This is a genomic window from Mycobacteroides sp. H003 (assembly GCF_001440135.1).
Lineage (GTDB): Bacteria > Actinomycetota > Actinomycetes > Mycobacteriales > Mycobacteriaceae > Mycobacterium > Mycobacterium gwanakae.
In genome coordinates this window covers 663,502-683,978 of the sequence record NZ_LJYL01000034.1, presented here as the reverse complement: position 1 = coordinate 683,978, position 20,477 = coordinate 663,502, and the positions used below count along the sequence as shown (strand labels likewise).

Below are 20,477 nucleotides of genomic sequence, written 5' to 3'. Positions count from 1 at the left end.
CATCGTCCTACTAGGGTGGAGTTCGTGACTGCACACTATGACGTCGTCGTTCTCGGAGCCGGTCCCGGTGGCTATGTCGCGGCTATTCGCGCAGCCCAGTTGGGCCTGACCACAGCCATTGTTGAGGAGAAGTATTGGGGCGGCGTCTGCCTCAATGTCGGGTGTATCCCGTCCAAGGCGCTGCTGCGTAACGCGGAGCTGGCCCACATCTTTACCAAGGAAGCCAAGACATTCGGCATTAGCGGTGAGGCCACGTTCGATTTCGGTGCCGCGTTCGACCGCAGCCGTAAGGTCGCCGAGGGGCGTGTGGCCGGTGTGCACTTCCTGATGAAGAAGAACAAGATCACCGAATATGAAGGCGTGGGTACCTTCACCGATGCCAACACCCTGGCGGTCAAGAAGGCTGACGGCGCCACCGAGACGCTGACCTTCTCTAATGTGATCATCGCCACCGGTAGCAGTGTGCGGCTCGTGCCCGGGACGTCGCTCTCGGAGAACGTGGTCACCTATGAGAAGCAGATCATGACCCGCGAGCTGCCCGGATCGATCATCATCGCGGGCGCCGGGGCCATCGGTATGGAGTTCGCATACGTCCTCAAGAACTACGGCGTGGACGTCACCATCGTCGAATTCCTGCCGCGCGCGCTGCCCAACGAGGACGCCGAGGTGTCCAAGGAGATCGAGAAGCAGTACAAGAAGCTGGGCGTGAAGATCCTGACGGGCACCAAGGTCGAGTCGATCACCGACAATGGCTCGCAGGTCACGGTCAAGGTCAGCAAGGACGGGCAGGAGAGCGAGCTCGTCGCCGACAAGGTGTTGCAAGCCATCGGATTTGCGCCGAACGTCGAGGGCTTTGGCCTGGACACGACGGGTGTCGCGCTGACCGACCGCGGCGCGATCGCCATTGACGAGCGGATGCGCACCAATGTGCCGCACATCTACGCGATCGGTGACGTCACCTCCAAGCTGCAGCTGGCTCACGTCGCCGAGGCGCAGGCTGTTGTCGCCGCCGAAACCATCGCCGGTGCAGAAACATTGGAGCTGGGCGACTACCGGATGATGCCGCGGGCGACCTTCTGCCAGCCTCAGGTGGCCAGCTTCGGGCTCACCGAGGAGCAGGCCCGCGCCGAGGGCTACGACGTCAAGGTCGCGAAGTTCCCCTTCACCGCGAACGGCAAGGCGCACGGCCTCGCCGATCCGACCGGATTCGTGAAGCTGATCGCCGATGCCAAGTACGGCGAATTGATCGGCGGGCACCTGATCGGTCCCGATGTTTCCGAGCTTCTGCCCGAGCTGACGCTCGCGCAGAAGTGGGATCTGACGGTCAACGAGCTGACTCGTAACGTGCACACTCACCCGACGCTGTCCGAGGCGCTGCAGGAGGCGTTCCATGGACTCGCCGGGCACATGATCAACTTCTGATCTGTCGCGGGCCGGGGGGCCCGTCGTAATCTGCTGGCCGGTAGAGGGGGAAACGTGGCGGAACCAGTTGGAATGCACGCTTGGCGTCAACTACTCGACGCAATGATCGACAACAAGCAGCGGCATGCCTCGGTGGACGACGGACTGTATCCGGTGACCCACCCAAATCCTGGTGCCACTGAGGAACAACTTCGCGCTACCGAGGAACGGCTCGGCCGTCCGTTAGATCCGCAGTACCGTGAGTTCCTCGGTGTGGCTGATGGCTGGGAGAGCTACCACTTCAGTACGAACCTGTTGGGCACCAGCGATATTGGTGTCGGCGGTCGCTGGGGTGAGACTGCTCGCACCATCGCGCAATGGTTTGATGAGACAGATACCGCCGAAGACTTGGGTGTCGCCGACGATTCGACCCAGTTCGCGCCGATCGCCGATACCGGCAACGGCTATGCCGGCTGCCTCTATCTATACACCGGGCAGTCCGATGAAGCACGAGCGGGAAGTGTGTTCCGGCTCGACATCGATTCGCGGACGATGTGGCCGGACCTGTACTCGTATCTACATCACGAGAATCTTGAGCAGGGCATGTACCTGGCCGAGCAGGAGATGGGCCCGCATGCCCGAACCTGGGGGCGCGATATCCGCTCGTCACCACCGACGATGGCCGAGATCGTCGCGAAGCTTGCTGAGCTGACAGCGCTTGTCAAGTCCGTGACTCCTGTGCAGCGCCGTCCCGGCGCCAGTCAGTCCGAATTGAACTTGCTGACAGCGCATCTCGGCGCCGCGCTGGATTCCGAACACCGGGAACTCTTGGCGGTCACTAATGGATTGACCAGCAGCTACATCGGCGAGGTGTTGTCCATAGGGCAGATCCTTGACGGGAGTCGTTGGCGGGAAGGAATTCTCAGCGCGCAGGAATTCCATAACGAACTCGAACGTCAAAGTGTGGCCATGTTCGGACCTCGAACGCGCGCGCGACTGTCGGTGCTGCAGATCGTGGGTTCGAGCTCCGCCGTGCCCTTCGCTGTTGCGCCCGGCGAGCTACTTGCCGTCCGCCCGGACGGCGAAGTCCGCGGGTTGGTTCGCGATGCGATGTCCGAGTTGAACGGTGGTTGGCATCCGCCGTACGGCTGCGTCCGTGAGTACTTGTTGAGGGTGTGCGATCACATCTGGGATCAGACCGCTCGTAACCGTTGACCATGTATATGCTCGCGCGTAGCTTCGCGCCATGTCGACCACTGACGAGCTGCTGAACAACGCGCGGGCCTATGCGGCCCACTTCGACAAGGGTGATCTGCCGCTGCCGCCGGGCCGCAAGGTCGCGGTTGTCGCGTGCATGGATGCGCGCCTGAATCCGTATGGTCTGCTTGGTCTTCACGAAGGTGACGCGCACGTCATCCGCAATGCGGGCGGGGTGATCACCGAGGACGAGATCCGGTCATTGGCCATCTCGCAGCGGCTGCTGGGAACCGAGGAGATCATTCTCATCCACCACACCGATTGCGGCATGCTGACCTTCACCGACGACGCCTTCAAACGTTCGATTCAGGACGAGACCGGTATCAAACCGCCGTGGTCGGCCGAGGCGTTCACCGATCTGGACGAAGACGTCCGCCAGTCCCTGGCGCGGATCAAGGCCAACCCGTTTGTCCCGCGGAAGGGCAGCGTGCGCGGATTCATCTACGACGTCAAGGACGGAACGCTGCGCGAAGTCGGCGCTGAGGATTAGTGCTCAGGCAAGCAGAGCGGGTGTACGCACCGGGGCGGGCCAGGGCAAGGCTAGGTGGTCGCGCAGCGTGGCTCCCGTGTACTCGGCGCGGAACAGGCCACGGCGCACCAAGATCGGCACCACCTGTTCGGTGAACAGTTCGAACTGGCCGGGCAGCCCGGACGTGCTCAGAATGAATCCATCGGCCGCACGTTCGGTGAACCACCGTTCGATCTGATCGGCCACCTGTTCCGCGGAACCGACAAAGCGAGTGCCGAACGCGTTCAGGGTGCGGTAGAGGAACTCGCGAACTGTTGGATTGCCCACGGTGGCTAGGTGTTTGTATCCGGCGAGCGCGGTTTGATGGGTCTCGGTGCTGTCCGGGAACGCGGACGCGGGCACGGGACCGTCCAGGTCGGCGCCGATGACGTTGACGTCCACTTCGAGGAGCCACCCCGCCTGATATTCGGGGATGAAGTGTTCGTACACAGTGCTTTCCGCCGCATGTGCTTCGGCCTCGGTGGAGCCGACAACGACGCCGAGAGACGGGGTGACCAAGGGTAGCGAGGACCGCCCTGAGGCGCGGGCCTCGTCGTGGAGCTGTCGATAGAAGCTCTTCGCGCGGTCGATATCGGTCTGCCCGGTGAAGACAACCTCAGCATGTTTGGCGGCGAACGCTCTACCTGTGGTGGAAGATCCGGCCTGAAAGATCACCGGCTGCCCCTGGCGGGACGGTGTGACGCCCAGTGGGCCCTTGACCTTATGGAACTCACCGTCGTGATTAGTCACGTGAATTTTGTTGACATCATTGTAGATTCCGGTCTCGCGGTCTTCGATGACGGTGTCCGCCTCCAGAGAATGCCACAGGGCCTTCACCACCTGAAGAGTCTCCTCGGCCAAACGGTAGCGCTCATCGTGCGGGAGGAAGCCACGCTCGCCGAAGTTGGCGGCGGCGGCCTGTGCGAAGCTCGTCACCAGGTTCCACCCGGCGCGTCCCGCGCTGAGGTGGTCCAGCGACAGCAGTTGGCGTGCTAGGTGATACGGCGGTTGAAAGGTCGATGAGCCGGTGACGACCAAGCCGAGGCGTTCGGTGACGGCGGCCAGGTATGAGGTGGCCGTGAGTGGTTCGAAGTCCTCGGTGGACTTGTGCGCCCAGGTGGCCTCCGGGCCGAAGTTGAGGCCGTCGGCGAAGAAGATGGCATCGAACTTGGCCGCCTCGGCCGCTCTCGCGGTGGCGACCAGAGTATCGAGCTGATTCGCGGGACCGTTCCGCACGCCGGGAAGCCGCCACGCGCCGCCCGAGCGCACATTGCCGAAGGCAAGGAGGTGAAGTTGGCGAAGACCATCAGTCACAGTGCGCTCCTAGAAATTGGTACCGGCGAAAGGCTGTGCACCGGTGGAGAACAGGGCGTCAGCGGAGGTGATCGCCCCCGCGGACTGCGCGGACACCAGTCCGGCACGCGTCAGTTGCGTCCACGAATTTCCGCCGAGATACACCGAACCGAGAGCGGCGATATCGAGTGACACATCGGGGGTGTGTTGGGTACGCCGAACCTTGTCCGCGCCCACCGCGAACCGCGCCGAGTTATGTGGCAGCAGGTCGTCGTGTACCTCGATCACCACCGGTGCCGTGTCCGCATACGTGCGCGCTGCCAACGCCGCCTCGACATCGACAAGCCGGAGCCAGGTCTCGTCGCGAACACCGGTGACCGTCACCGAGCGGGGATCGGTCACCAGGTGGGGGAGCGGGTCATCGATGGGGCGGGGGCCGATCTCGATGACGTCGACAAGGTCCAGATCCAACAGGTGACCGACCAGCGCGCGGTAGGCGTCATCACTGTGCGCGACAAGATCGTCGACGGAGATGGTGCGTGCGCTGCTGGCGAACCACTCGGCGGTGTCGCGCGGGCGGTATCTCACGTAACCGTCCGGATGAGTGACCACATATGGCTTGCCCGGGGCGGACGCATCGATCAGCTCGTGTAGTCGCCACCATTGCGGTGGACGTGCCACCGCCCCGGTCCATGCCGCACGGTCGTAGATCGCGGCGAGCACTTCAGGTGATGCCGCCGCATCGAGCAGGGTGATCGAACCGGAGTCGGTGGGGCTCTGTGGCCGGGCCCGTCGCCGCTGAATGCGATAGGTCGCGCTACTGGTTGCCACCCCGTAGCCGAAGCGTCGGTATATCACCGCTTCAGAGGCGCGCAGGCTGGCCACGACCTCGCCTCGTCCCGCGATATCGGCGAGCTGTCGCGAGACCAAAGTGGTGAGGATTCCGCGCCGGGTGTGGGTGGGTAGCACGCCGATATGTGTGACTGCCGCGTGTGGAATGCGCGAACCACCGGGGACGGTGAGCCAGCTGGTGTAGGAATCGGCCCCGCCGACCAGCTCCGTGCCGTCGAACGCTCCCAAATACCGCCCGGGTTCCAGCAATCCGTCGGTCGCGAGATCACCCAGGGGTGGCAGCCCGACCATGGCCCGCCAGAACACCGCGAAGGCACGCTCGCGCTCCTCGGAGGTCTGCAGGAAGCGGATATCCGTCACGATTGCTTGCCCTGTGTCGCCTCGGCGAGGCGTCCCAGCCCGTTGAGGCTGCGCGGTGAGGGCCACTCACCGGTCAATAGATATCGGCCGATCTCGCGTTGCCGGTAGGGCAGCGGATCGTGGGTGGTGTGCGTGCGGGCGTTGCGCCAATAAATGTCCAGTCCAACGGAATTGGCCGTCGACCGAGCCCCTGTGGCCTGGAAGATGTTGTGCGTCACATCCAAGGCCACCTCGGTGGCGATGGACTTGGCCTGGTCAACGCGAACCGCCAGCGCACCCCACTGGTCCGCGCACAGTTCGTGTCCGGACGCCAGGGTCTGTTCGAACTCTCGGGTCACCGCATCGGCCAGGGCGATCCCGGCGGCCACCCCTGCGGACAGACGCCCCAGCAGCTGCTGGTGGTACGGGTCCTCGGTGACCTCCGTGGAATGCGCCTCGGGCCATGGACGGCCCTTGTCTTTGATGTAGGTGACACCGGCGGAGAGTGCGCCCTCGGCGATCCCGAGATACAGGTGGACGAAGATCAACTGGCTGAACAACGCCCGCAGTCCGTCGCGGAGCTCGCGGCGGTCACCGTACTCCTCAAGTCCGGTGAGCACCTCGTCGTGGCGTAGCAGCACATTGTCGAATTCGACGCTGCCGCTTACGGTGAGACGCTGCCCGAGGTTGTCCCAATCGTCGTTGAACCGCAGGCCTTCCCGGTCGCGGGGGATGATCGCGTTGATCGGCTCCTGTTCGTAGAGCAGCACGGTGATCAGGTCGGCCACCGCGACCCCGGTGGCAAAGGTGCGCTTGCCGTTGACCAGGTATCCCTGCGCTGTCGGGGTTACCGTGATGCCCGGATCGCGTGGATTGCTGACGCTGCCCTGGAACCAGCCCTGCTCGCCGATCCCGCGCGCGATGTGCTCCCGTTGAGCCGCAGACCCGAGTATATGGGTCCACACGCCGTTGGAGTAGTGGTAGAGCAGCAGCTGGCCGATGGACCCGTCGGCCGCCGCGATGATCCGGCCGAGCTGCAGCGCCTGCGTCAGACTTCCTCCGGCACCACCGAATTCGTGGGCCGTGGCGAAGGACAGTAGCCCGTGCTCGCGCAACAGTCCGATCTCGGCGACGGGATTCTGGTTGGCACGATCTCTTTCCAGCGCGGTGGTTGCCAGTTCCTCGGCGGCGCGTTGGGCGACCCGCGTCCACGCGGCGAACTCGGTGTCGCCAACTCCCAGGTAGGCGCGGGTGGGCGAAGAGGCGACGGTGGTCATTTGACGAGAACTCCTGAATCAGCGGTTTCGGGTTCGACGGCCGGTTCCTCGTGCAGGACTTCGAGGATGCCGAGCTCGGTCAGCCGTTCCTTCTCGGAATCGGAAAGTGTTTGGATGGAGCCGATCCGGGCCGCGACTTCGGGTCGCCGGGCTCGCAGGTACCAGTAGCGCAGCAGCCCGGCGAGCAGAATCGCGCCGAAGATGAGCGGCAGGATGTTGAACGGAAAAGCGGGGACCGGGTAGAAATTGCTGAAGATCACATACCCGATGGCCAAGGTGGCCGCTATCGACACCGCCAGCCGCGCGGGCGTGAGTGCTCTGATGCGGTACAGCCAGATCGGGGTGGCCACCACCACCAGCAGATAGCTGGTGAGAAAGCCCCAGTTGGCCACGTAGTTTCCGTACACGTCGAACACCAAGCGGCCTACCGAGCTGAGGGTGGCGGTGACGGAGAAGGCTGCCGCGATGATTCCGATGAGGAAGATGCCGGCGACAGGGGTCTTGTAGACGGGGTGGACCCTGGCGAGTGTGGCTGGAAGCGCTCCTTCGTGGGCCAGGGTGAACAGCCCGCGCGCGGCCGAGTTGATGACGGCAGTGACGAACACGATGAACGCGATGGTCACCGCCAGGCTTATCGGGTAGATCGACCATGCCACACCGGAATTCCTAGCGACCTGGGGGAGTATCGCGCTGTCGCCGTCGATGTTCCGGAATTGCAGGATCTGCGGGTAGGTGGCCAGGATGTAGAGCACGCCGATGATCAGCACAACGCGCAGCAGCGAGCGGGCAATGGTGCGGTGCGCGTCGCGTGATTCGGCGCCGAGGGACGCCACGCTCTCGAATCCCGCATACGCACCGACCGCGGTGACCGCCGCGATGAAGGTGGTGCTGTTACCCAAGTTGGACAGCGACCACTGCTCGGTGTCGATGCGCCAGCCGTAGCTGACATACGAGGCCACAATGATGATCAAAATCAGTGCGGTGGCGATGATTTCGAAGACGAGCTCATATTTCGCGGAGATGGAGACGCCGCGATAGGGCAAATAGACGGCGACCCCGACGACGACGGCGACCACCGCGAGCTTGAAGAGCGTTGCCTCCGAGTGGATTCCGATTGCGTCAAGGAAGGATTCGAAGTACAGCACGCCGCCGAGAGTCCCGGTGGTCGCGAAGGTGATGTATCCGATGAGCAGGCTGAATCCGGCGGCGTACGCGGCACCGGGGCCCAATCCATTGCCGGCATACGTGCCGAGCGAGCCCGAGGACACGGTCCGTTTGGCTTGAAAGCTGATGGTGGTGGCGATCAGGATCACCGCCACCAGGCCGATCACCGCGGCCCAGGCGGCACCCTTGCCGGCCGCTACGAACAGCGAAAACGGCACCGTTGCGACCGCGACACTGGGGGCTGCCGCTGCCAATCCCTGTGCGAAGACGCCCCAGGAGCCGACGGCGTCGCGCTCGAGGCCGTGAGATTCGGCGTTTTGAAGAGATCTGCCATTGACGGTGAGCTGATGGGCGGAAGCGGACATGCGGAGAGGCCTTCGTTTGGCGGGAGATGGGCTGAAACAGGCAGCGCGCAAACGAAATCGCGCGCCTACCTACAGTCCTGGGCCAAGCGCATGTTCCGATGGTGCGGCGGCGTCGGGAAGGTGTCAACGGCCTCCGTGGCACCGTCGCCGGTACCAGCGGGGACTTTCGTGGAGCCCTGCGCGGAATCTCCACTTGACCTGGAGTTGACTCCAGGTTCTACCGTGGCTTTTGTGAGCACAAGTGAGCCGCAGAACGAGGGGTTCCCCATCTCGTACGTCGCCGAACGAACCGGCCTGTCGATCGATGCGCTGCGCTGGTTCGAACGGGAGGGACTGTTTCCCCGGGTAGCCAGGGACGCCGGGGGCCGCCGTCGCTTTCGCACCGATGACATCGAACGTGTCGAGCTGATGCTGCGGCTGCGCCGCACAGGTATGCCGGTGCGGGATATGCGGCGGTTCATCGAGTTGTTGTCGGGCGGCGCGGAGACGCACGCCGAGCGTTTGGAACTGCTGTTCGCGCAGCGTGTCCGAATCCTGGCCACGATGGAGCGGCTCACCGAGGACCTCGCGGTCGTCGATTTCAAGGTTGCGCACTACACGGAGTCGGTCAATGACGCCTCGGCTCAACCCGCCGGAGGAAAGAAGAACTGACATGAAGTACACGCAGCTCGGTGAGCTATCGGTGTCAAGGATCGGCCTCGGCGCCATGTCGATGTCTGCTTACTACCGCGCGATTGGTGCCGAAAGCGGGCCTGACGAAGCGACCTCGATCCACACGCTCCAGCACGCATTGGATCTGGGTATCAGCTTGATCGATACCGCAGAGATCTACGGCCCCTTCGTCAATGAAGAGCTTGTCGGTAAGGCCATCGCGGGTCGGCGCGAAGACGTCGTCCTTGCCACCAAGTTCGGATTGGTGTCCCACGGCAATGGTGGACCACAGATTCTCGACAGCTCGCCGGCGAATATCGCTGTCGCGGTGGAAGGGTCGTTGCGGCGGCTCGGTGTCGACAACATCGACCTGTACTACCAGCATCGTGTCGACCCGAACGTGCCCATCGAGGACACCATCGGGGCGGTGGCCGAGCTGGTGCAACAAGGGAAGGTTCGGTACATCGGGTTGTCGGAGGCGTCTGCCGGGACCATTCGCCGGGCGCATGCTGTTCATCCGATCACCGCGCTGCAGAACGAATATTCGTTGTGGACCCGCGATATCGAGGACGAGATCTTGCCGACTGTCCGGGCCCTTGGCATTGGCCTGGTCGCCTATTCGCCGCTTGGCCGGGGCTTTCTCACCGGTGCCATCAGCTCGCGGGACCAACTGGCCGACGGTGACTTCCGTAAGGAACAGCCGCGGTTCAGTGCAGAAAACTTCGATGCGAACCTGGCCCTGGTGGAGGAGGTTCGCTCGGTGGCGTCCTCGATCGGGGCGACCAGCGCGCAGGTAGCGCTGGCGTGGCTGCTCGCCCGTGGTGACGACATCGTGCCGATACCCGGGACCACGAAGGCCTCTCGTGTCGACGAGAACGCGGGCGCGGTGGATATCGAACTGCTACCAGAGCATCTGGCGCGCCTCGAGAGTCTTACCGCGGCGGCGGGAGATCGGTACAGTGCCGAACACCTCGCCCGCCTGGAGAGCTAGCGTCGGCTGGTCGGGCTGCTAGAGGTCCAGCGGGATGCGCAACGACGACATGGTCGCGGCCAGGCCGTCGTACTGCGTAACGAGCAGACAAAAGCCAATGAGCTGGCGGCGGTCCAGGTGCTTGGAGAGCCCTTCCCATGCTTCATCGGAAAGTGTTCTGGTGGTCAGGATTTCGTCGACGCCGGTGATGAGGGCGCGCTCCTTGTCGGAGAGTCCTTCGGCCCCGGCCCCCGCGAAGATGAGCTCTTGGTATGCGGGATCTATCCCGGCGGACTTGGCGATGCGCGTGTGGTGCTGCAGCTCGTACGCGCATTCACGCACGTGGGCCACGCGCAGGATCACCACTTCGGTGTCACGGGTGGACAGCTTGGTGCCGCGCAGGATGGCGCCGGAATAGGCTAGCCACGGCCAGAACCTGGTGCCCGTCTGCCCGAGCGTGGTCGCCAGGTGCATCTGCGGTGCGCTGATCGCGCGTGCCATCCCCTTGGCAATCACCCAGTTGATCGGTCCGAGCTCGCGTAGACCACCTGGTGGGATGCGACCATCGCTCATTGCCGGGCTCCTTCTTGCTGAACAAGGTATGGCGACACCGTACTGCGATGCTCGTCAAGGTCCAGAGCCCGCCCGAGTGCGGGGAAGGCGCGCTGCGGGCAATTGTCGCGTTCGCAGACCCGACAACCCACGCCGATGGGTGTCGTCGCACCCTCAGAGGACAGATCCAGACCCTGCGAATAGACCAGTCGATGCGCATGCCGTAACTCGCATCCGAGCCCGATTGCGAAGGTCTTACCCGGCTGTCCATACCGCGACGCACGCCGTTCGACAGTGCGCGCCACCCAGAGGTAGTTGCGCCCGTCGGGCATCTGCGCCACCTGCACCAGGATCTTGCCCGGGTTGCCGAAGGTCTCGTATACGTTCCACAGCGGACAGGTACCGCCGCTGGAGGAGAAGTGAAAACCGGTGGCTGACTGACGTTTCGACATGTTTCCGGCACGATCGACCCGGACGAATGAGAAGGGGACCCCGCGCATCGACGGACGCTGCAGGGTCGACAGCCGGTGGCAGATCGTCTCGTAGCTCACCGAGTAGAACGCCGACAGACGCTCGATGTCGTACTGGAAGTCCTCGGCCACCCCATGGAACTGCCGGTATGGCAGCACTGTGGCAGCGGCGAAGTAGTTGGCCAGCCCCAGCCGCGCCAGTTTGCGTGATTCCTCGGAGGTGAACTTGCCGTCGTCAACCATGGTGTCGATGAGATCGCCGTACTCCAGGTACGCCAGCTCGGCGGCCAGTTTGAAAACCTGCTGACCTCCGGAGAGGTGGTTGCTGATTTCCAGCGTCTTGGATACCGGGTCGTACTTGTGCAGCACGCTGTCGCCGAGATCGATGCGCCGGGCGATCTGCACGCCATGGACCTCGGTGATGCGGTCGGCGATCTCTCTGGCGAGGTCCGCTCGGTGCATGCGCATCCGAACTGTCAGTTCTTCGGCCGCGGTGTCGAGCTCGTGGAGATAGTTGTGCCGTTGATAGAAGTAGTCGCGCACCTCTTCGTGCGGCATGGTGATCGATCCGCTGCCGCTGCCGTCGGTGTATCGGTCCTCGGTGGCCGCGGCCAACTGCGTGGTGGTGATCCGGTAGCGCCGATGCAGATTGACCATGGCACGCGCCAGTGCGGGGTGTCCGGCGACTACATCGGCGATCTCGGCAGGATCGACGTCGATGTCCAGGTCCTTGTCCTGCACCACCTCGCGCAGTTCGGCGATGAGGCGGCTGTCGTCCTGGGAGGAGAAGAACGTCGCGTCGACGCCGAACACCTCGGTGATACGCAGCAGCACCGCGACGGTCAGGGGGCGGACGTCATGCTCGATCTGGTTGAGGTAGCTCGGGGAGATCTCCAGCATCTGGGCGAGCGCAGCTTGGCTGAACCCGCGTTCGCTGCGGAGCTGACGTAGGCGCCCTCCAACGTACGTCTTGGACACGCTGACCAGCCTACGCGCTTTGCGAACTCCTCCTTCGCAGTCTTGGCAAGGTTCGGATAGGCCCAGGATGTTCTCCGGATCGCGATGCGCGCACCGGATGCCGGCGAGCAATCAAGCTGGTTTGCTTTCTGGGCCTATCCGGGAGGGGGTGACGGGCGAACATGGCTGGCTGAGCTGTCTCTCGCTATGACCGGCGCCACTGTGGCTCTTGGTTCGGCCCTGAGGTCACAAAGTGGGGTCTCAGCTGCTGATTAGCCATCCGTTCACCCATTCGTAGGAATTGGAGAATCGGGCGATCGTGGTTGCCCATGGCGGTATGCAGTAAATCTGTACACGTCCGTATCCAAAATAGCGTGCTACTCATTGCATATCGGGTGTGCAACGGGTACATACGCGACTCTCATGCATGGTCTAATCTTTAACGGCCGGGGAGCGCCGCTGAGGTGTTCCGCGTTTTGCAATTGGGATGTGCATGTCCGAGCATGGTGCCGGATGCGGAGATAGACGAGGAGGGTTACGATTCTTCGGCTTTTGATGCGTCTGTGGATTCCACTACTGGTGCTCGCGGTAATTGGTGCCGGCGGTTTTACGGTGTCGCGGCTTCACGGTGTATTCGGTTCTGAGAACCGTCCGTCGTATGCCGATACGAATGTCAGTGACGCCAAATCGTTTGATCCCAAGAAGATGTCGTACGAGGTTTTCGGATCGCCGGGGAATGTGGCCGATATCAGCTATTTCGATGTCAATGGCGATCCGCTGTTCATTCAGAAAATTCCATTGCCATGGTCGGTGAAATTCGAGATCGGTAAGACGACAGCGGTGGGAAGCATCATGGCGCAGGGGGATGGCCGCAGTATCGGGTGCCGCATCATCGTGGACGATGAGGTTAAGTCCGAGAAGGTGACAAATCAGACCAATGCCTTTACCTCATGCCTGCTGAAGGCCGCATGAGCGAGGGCAACGGCAAAGGTCAATCACACCGACCGATAATGGCGACCGTTATCCGCAAGGGTGCGGTATTCATTATCTTGGGCTGGCTTGCGATCACTGTCCTGCTGACCGTCAAGGTGCCGCCGCTGGAGATCGTTGAAAGGGAGCATTCGGTCTCCCTCAGCCCGCCGGACGCGCCCTCCGTCAAAGCAATGACGCAGATGGGGAAGGTTTTCCAGGAATCTAATTCCGAGAGCGTCGCGGTGATCGTGCTCGAGGGAGAGAACCCTCTCGGCGATGATGCGCACAAGTATTACGACGCCGTCGTCCGCCAATTGAAGGACGATCCGAAACATGTGCAGCATATCCAGGACTTCTGGGGTGACCCGCTAACCGCCGGCGCCGCCCAGAGTGCCGATGGCAAAGCCGCGTATGTGCAATTGAATCTCACCGGGCGATTCGGTCAGGCTGATGCCAACGAATCCGTGGAAGCCGTTCAGAAGATCGTCAAAGACACTCCGGGGCTGCCGCCGGGGGTCAAGACCTATGTCACGGGTCCCGCCGCCGTCGTCTCCGATATGTCGGAGAGCGGAAACCGGACGGTCATCCTCATCACCTTGGTGAGTGTTGGCGTGATTTTCCTGATGCTGCTCCTGCTCTACCGGTCATTCATCACGGTCATCATCTTGCTGTTCACCGTCGGCATCGAGCTGCAGGTTGCGCGAGGACTGGTCGCGTTCCTCGGTATGCACGGGATCGTGGGTCTCACCACCTTCGTGGTCAACCTGCTGGTGTCTGTGGGCATCGCCGCAGGTACGGACTATGGAATCTTCTTCACCGGGCGCTATCAGGAAGCGCGTCAGGCGGGCGAGGATCGCCAGACCGCCTACTACACCGCCTACCGCGGGGTGGCCAAGGTCGTGCTGGCATCCGGCCTGACCATCGCCGGTGCGATCGCGTGTCTGCACTTCACCCGGCTGCCGTACTTCAAGCCGCTGGGCATCCCGGGCGCGGTCGGCATCCTGGTCGCGGTGGCGGTTGCGCTCACCCTGGTTCCGGCGTGCATCGCCGCAGGTAGCCGCTTCGGGCTGTTCGATCCCAAGCGCCAGGTGACGACGCGGCGCTGGCGGCGGCTGGGTACCGCGATTGTGCGTTGGCCCGGACCGATCCTGGCCGGGACGGTGGCCATCTCACTCATCGGGCTTTTGACGCTGCCGGGATACAACCCCAGCTACACCGACGCGAAGTACATACCGAAGGACATCCCCGCGGTACAGGGACTCGTGGCCGCCTCGCGGCACTTCCCGGAATCGAAGATGTCTACGCCCGACATCCTGTTGGTCGAGGCCAATCACGACATGCGTAACTCGGCCGATCTGCTGGTGCTGAACAGGCTGGCCAAGGCGGTCTTCGCGGTCCCCGGCATCGCCAACGTGCAGTCCATCACGCGTCCCGAGGGAACGCAGATCGAACACTCGTCGGTGCCGTTCATGCTCAGCATGTCGAACGCGAGCCAGCGGTTGAGCCTGCCGTTCCAGCGTGCGCGCATGGACGACATGCTCAAGCAGGCCGATGACATGGGCACGACGATCGCGCTCATGCAGCGCATGTTCGATCTGATGAAACAGATGGTGGCGACCACTCACCGGATGGTCAGCACCACGCACGATCTTCAGAAAGATATGTCCACGCTGCGGGACCACATCGAGAATTTCGAAGACTTCTGGCGGCCGATCCGTAACTACTTCTACTGGGAGAAGCACTGCTTCGACATTCCCATCTGCTGGTCGATCAGGTCGATCTTCGATGCGCTCGACGGCGTCGATCAGGTGACCGACAAGATGCAGACTCTGGTGGGCGATCTTGACGAGCTGGACAGGCTGATGCCGCAGCTGCTCGAGCAGTTCCCCATCATGATCGACACCATGAAGAGCACCCGCGAATCGATGCTGACCATGCACAGCACGATGTCCGGCATCTTCGCCCAGATGGATGAATCCACCGAGAACTCGACGGCCATGGGCAAGGCGTTCGACGCATCGAAGAACGATGACTCCTTCTATCTGCCGCCGGATGTGCTGAACAACAAGGACTTCAAGCGGGTCATGAAGATCTTCATGTCGCCCGATGGCAAGTCGACGCGCATGCTCATCTCTCAACGTGGAGATCCCGCGACACCCGAAGGCATTGCGCGAGTGGATCCGATCAAGACCGCCGCGGAGGAAGCGCTCAAGGGAACACCGCTGGAGCACGCCAAGATCTCCCTGGCGGGTACGGCGGCGGGTGTCAGTGAGCTGGTCGATGGATCAAAATACGACCTCTTGATCGCGGGGGTCGCCGCCCTGTGCCTCATTTTCATCATCATGTTGCTGATGACGCGAAGCTTGGTTGCCGCGCTGGTGATCGTCGGAACAGTGGCGTTGTCGCTGGGTGCGTCGTTTGGTCTGTCTGTGCTTGTCTGGCAACACATTTGCGGCATCCAGATCAACTGGGTGGTGTTGGCCATGTCGGTCATCGTGCTGCTCGCGGTGGGCTCTGACTACAACCTGTTGCTCGTCTCGCGCATGAAAGAGGAGTTAGGCGCCGGCCTCAATACGGGCATCATCCGGGCGATGGGCGGTACCGGCAAGGTGGTGACCGCTGCCGGGCTGGTCTTCGCCGCGACGATGGGCTCCATGATCGTCAGCGACCTGCTCACCCTTGGGCAGGTGGGAACCACGATCGGTTTGGGTCTGTTGTTCGACACCTTGATCGTGCGAGCGTTCATGACCCCGGCCATTGCCGCGCTCCTGGGCCGGTGGTTCTGGTGGCCACTGCAGGTGTCGCCCCGGCCGGTCGGTGCGGTGCACGGGTGGAAGGGACCGCGCCTCGTCCGTTCCGTGCTGCAGAGGAACTAGCGGCGGCGCATGAGTACCGAGAAATCGCGCCCGTTCATCGCGCGAACCATACGAAACCTGTCGCCCCTGATCATCCTGGGCTGGCTGGCGCTGATTCTGTATACGACGCTGGCATCGGTCAATTGGGACTTGACCAAGGCGATTCCGGCATTGGAGAACGTCGCAGAAGAGCGGTCGGTATCGCTGATGCCCCAAGATGCGCCGGCCGTCAAGGCCATCATGCGCATGGGCAAGGACTTCAACGAATCGAACTCGGACAGCTCTGCGATGATCGTGCTCGAGGGGAAGGACCCACTCGGCGAGGACGCGCATACGTACTACGCCGGACTGATCCGCGAGCTGCGCAACGATCCCAAACACGTAGAGCACGTGCAGGATCTATGGGGAGATCGGCTGACATCGTCGAGTGTGCAGAGTCCCGATGAAAAGGCCGCATATGTGCAGCTGAATCTCGTCGGCAATCAGGGCACCGCCATGGGTGACGAATCAGTGGCCGCGATCCGCGAAATCGTCAATCGGACACTGCCTTCGGCTCCCACCGATGTGAAGGTCTACGTGGCCGGTGCGGCGCCGCTCGCTTCGGACATGCAGCATGCCGGCAACAAATCGATTCTGAAGATCACCGCGGTCACCGTGGTCATCATCTTCACGCTGCTGTTGATCCTCTATCGCTCTGTTGTCACCGTGATCCTGCTGCTGATCATGGTGGGTGTCGAATTGGCCGCGGCCAGAGGCATTGTGGCGTTCCTGGGCTACCACGATGTTTTCGTGTTGTCGACGTTCGCCGTCAACATGCTGGTTTTCTTGAGCATCGCCGCAGGCACCGATTACGGGATCTTCTTCTTCGGTCGTTATCAAGAGGCACGCCAGGCCGGTGAGGACCGGGAAACGGCCTACTACACCACATATCGCAGTGTGGCTCCCGTCGTCCTGGCTTCCGGACTGACCATCGCCGGAGCCATTCTGTGTCTACATTTCACGCGACTGCCCTATTTCCAGACCATGGGAATCCCCTGTGCCATCGGAATGCTGACGGCCGTCGCGGTCGCGGTCACCCTGGTACCCGCAGGGATTGCGGTGGCCAGCCGATTCGGACTGCTTGAACCCAAGCGCAAGCTGCGGGTTCAGCGGTGGCGCGGGCTCGGTACGGCCATTGTCCGCTGGCCCGCACCGATCCTGGTCGCCTCGCTGGCCGTGGCACTGGTCGGGTTGTCCACGCTGCCGGGATACAAGACGAGCTACAACGACCGGCTGTACATCTCCGGGGATATCCCGGCCAATCAGGGATTCGCTGCCGCGCAACGTCACTTCTCCGAGTCGCGACTGACGCCCGATGTGTTGTTGATCGAAACCGATCGGGACCTTCGGAACCCGGCCGACTTCCTGGTGCTGAACAAGGTGGCGAAGGCCATTTTCAAGGTGCGGGGAGTCTCGCGGGTGCAGGGGATCACCCGGCCCGAGGGAACTCCGATCGCCAACACATCGGTGCCCTTCCTGCTCAGCTTGCAAAGCGCCGGCCAGGTGCAGGCGACCCGCTTCCAGAAGAAGCGCATCGCCGACATGCAAAAGCAGGCCGACGACATGTCGAAGATGATCGCGACGATGCAGCGCACGTACCTCGTGATGAAGCAGATGTCCGAGACCACGCACCGCATGACGGGCCATACCCACGAGGTGCAGCAGCTGACCGACGACTTGCGGGGCAGCATCGCGCTGTTCGATGACTTCCTTCGGCCGATACGCAACTATTTCTATTGGGAGAAGCACTGTTTCGATATCCCGATCTGCTTCTCGCTTCGATCGATCTTCGATGCGATGGACGCGGTCGACGCGCTCGATGACGGGCTGATGGTTCTGGTCAGGGACATGGATCAGCTGGACGCCATCATGCCGCAGCTGCTTGTCCAGTTCCCTCAGATGATCTCGGTCATGCAGAGCATGCGCACCTCGGTGCTCACCATGTACGCCACCATGTCCGGGCAGTTCGCTTCGATGGACGAATCCACCAATGACGTGATGGCCATGGGGCAGGCATTCGACGCCTCTAAGAACGACGATTCGTTCTTCCTGCCTCCAGAGGTGTTCAAGAACCCGGACTTCCAGCGCGCGATGAGTTCGTTCCTGTCGCCGGACGGAAAGACGGTGCGGTTCATCATCTCTCATAACGGTGATCCGATGTCGCCGGAGGGCATCACGCGGATCGAGCAGATTCGGAACGCGGCAGAAGAGGCTCTCAAGGGAACGCCACTGGTGGGCGGCAAGATCTATCTGGCCGGCGCCGCGTCGACCGCAAAGGACTGGAAAGACGGCTCCACGTACGACCTGCTGATCGCGGGCATCGCGGCGATCTGCCTGGTTTTCATCATCATGCTCATCACCACCCGAAGCTTCATCGCGGCCTTGGTGATCGTCGGAACGGTGGCCCTCTCCTTGGGTGCGTCCTTTGGCATGTCCGTGCTGCTGTGGCAGTACATCCTTGGCATCAATCTGCACTGGATGGTGCTGGCGATGTCCGTGATCATCCTTTTGGCGGTCGGATCCGATTACAACCTGCTGCTGGTCTCTCGTATGAAAGAAGAGCTGGGTGCGGGGCTGAACACGGGCATCATCCGCGCGATGGGTGGCACCGGAAAGGTCGTCACCTCAGCCGGATTGGTGTTCGCGGCCACCATGGCCTCGATGGTGGTCAGTGATCTGCAGATCATCGGTCAGATTGGAACCACGATCGGGCTGGGCCTGTTGTTCGATACGTTGATCGTCCGCTCGTTTATGACGCCGGCAATCGCTGCTCTCCTGGGCCGGTGGTTCTGGTGGCCGCAGCGAGTGCGGCCGCGTCCGCCGAGTGCGCTGCTTGCACCGGTGGGCGCGCGCCCGGCGGCGCCTGGCCCGGGCCGCCTCGACGATGACGAGCCGACCACGGAACTGCCGAAATTCAACGACTAATCACGTTGTCGTTCAACTGATCTGTGCCTGATGCGGCGCGTACGCAAAAGGCCGGGTGCGAGTTCACCTCGGCCCGGCCCTTGCGTATGAAGACTCAGTACTTGTGGCAGCTGCGCACCATCTGCTGGAAGACGGGGATAACGTACTCGATCCCCTGATTGCCCCTCACCTGGTTGATCATGCTGATCCGCTTGTCTTTCGGCGCACCGAGGAACTCTCGCATGAACTGCTGGTTGGGTGGCGACGCGTCGAAGTACTCCGCGGCCATTGGGTTCTCCGCATGTAGTGCCGCATTCGCCTGATCGTACGTACAGGTGCTATTCACCATCTCGTCTGTAACGGGGTCGGCGGATGCGAGCCCTGCGCCGGCGCTCAACGCCAGCGTGGCACCGCCTACCAGCGCCGCAATCTTCGTCAATGACTTTTTGTTCATGTTCTCAATTGCCTCCTCGTACCGACCACATCAACTTTACGTATTCAATGAAACTCAAGGCCCAGGGTGTTCTCAGACCCATGACTATTTATACGTCTCACCGTCCATTGCGTTACCGACGACCAGAGGATCGGGTTATTTCCGCTGCAAGAGCTCAAGTAGGTAACTTCCGTATCCAGACTTGAGCAGCTCCTGAGCACGCGCAGCGAGCTGGTCGTCATTGATGAAACCTGCGCGCCACGCAATTTCTTCCGGTACGCCTATCTTCAGGCCCTGTCGGCGTTCGATGGTGCGCACGTAGTCGCTCGCGTCCAGCAGTGAATCGAAGGTGCCCGTATCCAGCCACGCGGTTCCACGCGGGAGCACTTCGACAGAAAGACGTCCCTGGTCCAGATAGGTCTGGTTGACCTCGGTGATCTCGTACTCACCCCGAGCCGACTTCTTCAGCGAGCGCGCGATCTCGATGACGTCGTTGTCATAGAAGTACAGACCGGGCACCGCATAGTGGGATTTCGGTGTCGCGGGCTTTTCTTCCAGGGACAACGGGACGCCCGAGGCATCGAACTCCACCACACCGTATGCCGACGGGTTGGCCACCCAGTACGCGAAAATGGCTCCACCGCTGATGTTCTCGAACCGGCGCAAACTCGTGCCCAAGCCGGGCCCGTAGAAGACGTTGTCACCCAGGGCGAGCATCGCGGTGTCGGTGCCGATATGCGAGGCTCCGATCACGAACGCCTGTGCCAGGCCCTCGGGCTTGGGCTGGACCGCATAGGTCAGGTTGATGCCGAATGCCGAGCCGTCTCCGAGGAGTCGCTCGAATGCCGAGGCGTCCGAGGGGGTGGTGATCACCAGAATGTCGCGGACCCCGGCCATGATCAGCGTGGAGAGCGGGTAGTAGACCAGCGGTTTGTCGTACACCGGTAGCAGCTGCTTGCTGACACCCGTCGTTATCGGATGCAGGCGCGTGCCCGAACCGCCCGCGAGAATGATGCCGCGCATGTGTGCTCCTACTCGACGACAATGCGAGTTCGGTTGCGGCGGGGACAATTTGTACATTGTCGTGGCGCAACCCGTAGGCCACCCTATCGCGTATGTAGGCGGAATGCCGACGGAATCAAACGCCGGCCGCGGGCATGCGGGCCGCTTTGGTGAACGGTGCGTGGCGACAAAGTATGTCAAGGTGGTTCCGGCGCG

General features: G+C 62.3%; 16 protein-coding genes. 8 read left to right on the top strand and 8 right to left on the bottom strand.

What is annotated here, in order from left to right; translation table 11 throughout:
* The first annotated feature begins 24 nt into the window (after positions 1–24).
* Genes lpdA through AOT87_RS23430 form a run of 3 tightly spaced genes read left to right on the top strand, consistent with a single transcriptional unit; the run spans position 25 to position 3,148 of the window.
* Positions 25–1,422 (top strand): dihydrolipoyl dehydrogenase, encoded by a 1,398-nt coding sequence (gene lpdA / locus AOT87_RS23440; RefSeq protein WP_046256037.1) that lies wholly within the window; start codon positions 25–27, stop codon positions 1,420–1,422.
* Positions 1,423–1,476: 54 nt separating this feature from the next.
* A complete protein-coding gene (locus AOT87_RS23435; protein ID WP_131727332.1) occupies positions 1,477–2,616 on the top strand; it encodes an SMI1/KNR4 family protein in 1,140 nt (379 codons plus the stop codon).
* A 31-nt stretch (positions 2,617–2,647) separates the two neighbouring features.
* A complete protein-coding gene (locus AOT87_RS23430; RefSeq protein WP_030096356.1) occupies positions 2,648–3,148 on the top strand; it encodes a carbonic anhydrase in 501 nt (166 codons plus the stop codon).
* Positions 3,149–3,151: 3 nt separating this feature from the next.
* Here the strand turns inward: AOT87_RS23430 and AOT87_RS23425 are convergent, their stop codons facing one another.
* From AOT87_RS23425 to AOT87_RS23410, 4 genes are read right to left on the bottom strand one after another with little or no spacing between them, the layout of a single operon-like run.
* On the bottom strand, positions 3,152–4,480 hold the full coding sequence (locus AOT87_RS23425; RefSeq protein ID WP_057968098.1) for an NtaA/DmoA family FMN-dependent monooxygenase: 1,329 nt from the start codon (positions 4,478–4,480) through the stop codon (positions 3,152–3,154).
* 9 nt (positions 4,481–4,489) lie between these two features.
* Positions 4,490–5,671, bottom strand: coding sequence for a GNAT family N-acetyltransferase (locus AOT87_RS23420; RefSeq protein ID WP_057968097.1), 1,182 nt, complete (start codon positions 5,669–5,671; stop codon positions 4,490–4,492).
* Positions 5,668–6,927 (bottom strand): acyl-CoA dehydrogenase family protein, encoded by a 1,260-nt coding sequence (locus AOT87_RS23415; RefSeq protein WP_057968096.1) that lies wholly within the window; start codon positions 6,925–6,927, stop codon positions 5,668–5,670. The genes AOT87_RS23420 and AOT87_RS23415 overlap by 4 nt, the downstream gene beginning before the upstream one ends.
* Entirely contained in the window at positions 6,924–8,456 is a 1,533-nt protein-coding gene (locus AOT87_RS23410) for an APC family permease (protein WP_057968095.1), read from the bottom strand. Before AOT87_RS23410 ends, AOT87_RS23415 begins: the two co-directional genes overlap by 4 nt.
* A 231-nt stretch (positions 8,457–8,687) precedes the next feature.
* Here AOT87_RS23410 and AOT87_RS23405 point away from each other — a divergent pair, with 231 nt between their 5' ends.
* Both AOT87_RS23405 and AOT87_RS23400 read left to right on the top strand, forming a co-directional pair.
* Positions 8,688–9,107, top strand: coding sequence for a MerR family transcriptional regulator (locus AOT87_RS23405; protein WP_030096361.1), 420 nt, complete (start codon positions 8,688–8,690; stop codon positions 9,105–9,107).
* A 1-nt stretch (position 9,108) separates the two neighbouring features.
* Positions 9,109–10,098 carry an aldo/keto reductase gene (locus tag AOT87_RS23400; protein WP_057968094.1) on the top strand — a complete coding sequence of 330 codons (990 nt, stop codon included), beginning with the start codon at positions 9,109–9,111 and terminating at the stop codon, positions 10,096–10,098.
* An 18-nt stretch (positions 10,099–10,116) separates the two neighbouring features.
* Here AOT87_RS23400 and AOT87_RS23395 read toward each other — a convergent pair whose 3' ends face one another.
* Both AOT87_RS23395 and ramB read right to left on the bottom strand, forming a co-directional pair.
* Complete coding sequence (locus tag AOT87_RS23395; RefSeq protein WP_057968093.1) at positions 10,117–10,650, bottom strand: carboxymuconolactone decarboxylase family protein; 534 nt, start codon at positions 10,648–10,650, stop codon at positions 10,117–10,119.
* Positions 10,647–12,077 (bottom strand): acetate metabolism transcriptional regulator RamB, encoded by a 1,431-nt coding sequence (ramB, locus tag AOT87_RS23390; RefSeq protein WP_057968092.1) that lies wholly within the window; start codon positions 12,075–12,077, stop codon positions 10,647–10,649. Before ramB ends, AOT87_RS23395 begins: the two co-directional genes overlap by 4 nt.
* A gap of 534 nt (positions 12,078–12,611) precedes the next feature.
* Here ramB and AOT87_RS23385 point away from each other — a divergent pair.
* Genes AOT87_RS23385 through AOT87_RS23375 form a run of 3 tightly spaced genes read left to right on the top strand, consistent with a single transcriptional unit; the run spans position 12,612 to position 18,847 of the window.
* Entirely contained in the window at positions 12,612–13,028 is a 417-nt protein-coding gene (locus AOT87_RS23385) for an MmpS family transport accessory protein (RefSeq protein WP_030096365.1), read from the top strand.
* Positions 13,025–15,904 (top strand): RND family transporter, encoded by a 2,880-nt coding sequence (locus AOT87_RS23380; RefSeq protein WP_057968091.1) that lies wholly within the window; start codon positions 13,025–13,027, stop codon positions 15,902–15,904. Before AOT87_RS23385 ends, AOT87_RS23380 begins: the two co-directional genes overlap by 4 nt.
* Positions 15,905–15,913: 9 nt before the next feature.
* Positions 15,914–18,847 (top strand): RND family transporter, encoded by a 2,934-nt coding sequence (locus AOT87_RS23375; RefSeq protein WP_057968090.1) that lies wholly within the window; start codon positions 15,914–15,916, stop codon positions 18,845–18,847.
* A 94-nt stretch (positions 18,848–18,941) separates the two neighbouring features.
* Here the strand turns inward: AOT87_RS23375 and AOT87_RS23370 are convergent, their stop codons facing one another.
* Complete coding sequence (locus AOT87_RS23370; protein WP_057968089.1) at positions 18,942–19,280, bottom strand: hemophore-related protein; 339 nt, start codon at positions 19,278–19,280, stop codon at positions 18,942–18,944.
* A gap of 135 nt (positions 19,281–19,415) precedes the next feature.
* Positions 19,416–20,282 carry a glucose-1-phosphate thymidylyltransferase RfbA gene (rfbA, locus tag AOT87_RS23365; RefSeq protein ID WP_030096369.1) on the bottom strand — a complete coding sequence of 289 codons (867 nt, stop codon included), beginning with the start codon at positions 20,280–20,282 and terminating at the stop codon, positions 19,416–19,418.
* Positions 20,283–20,477 lie beyond the last annotated feature (195 nt).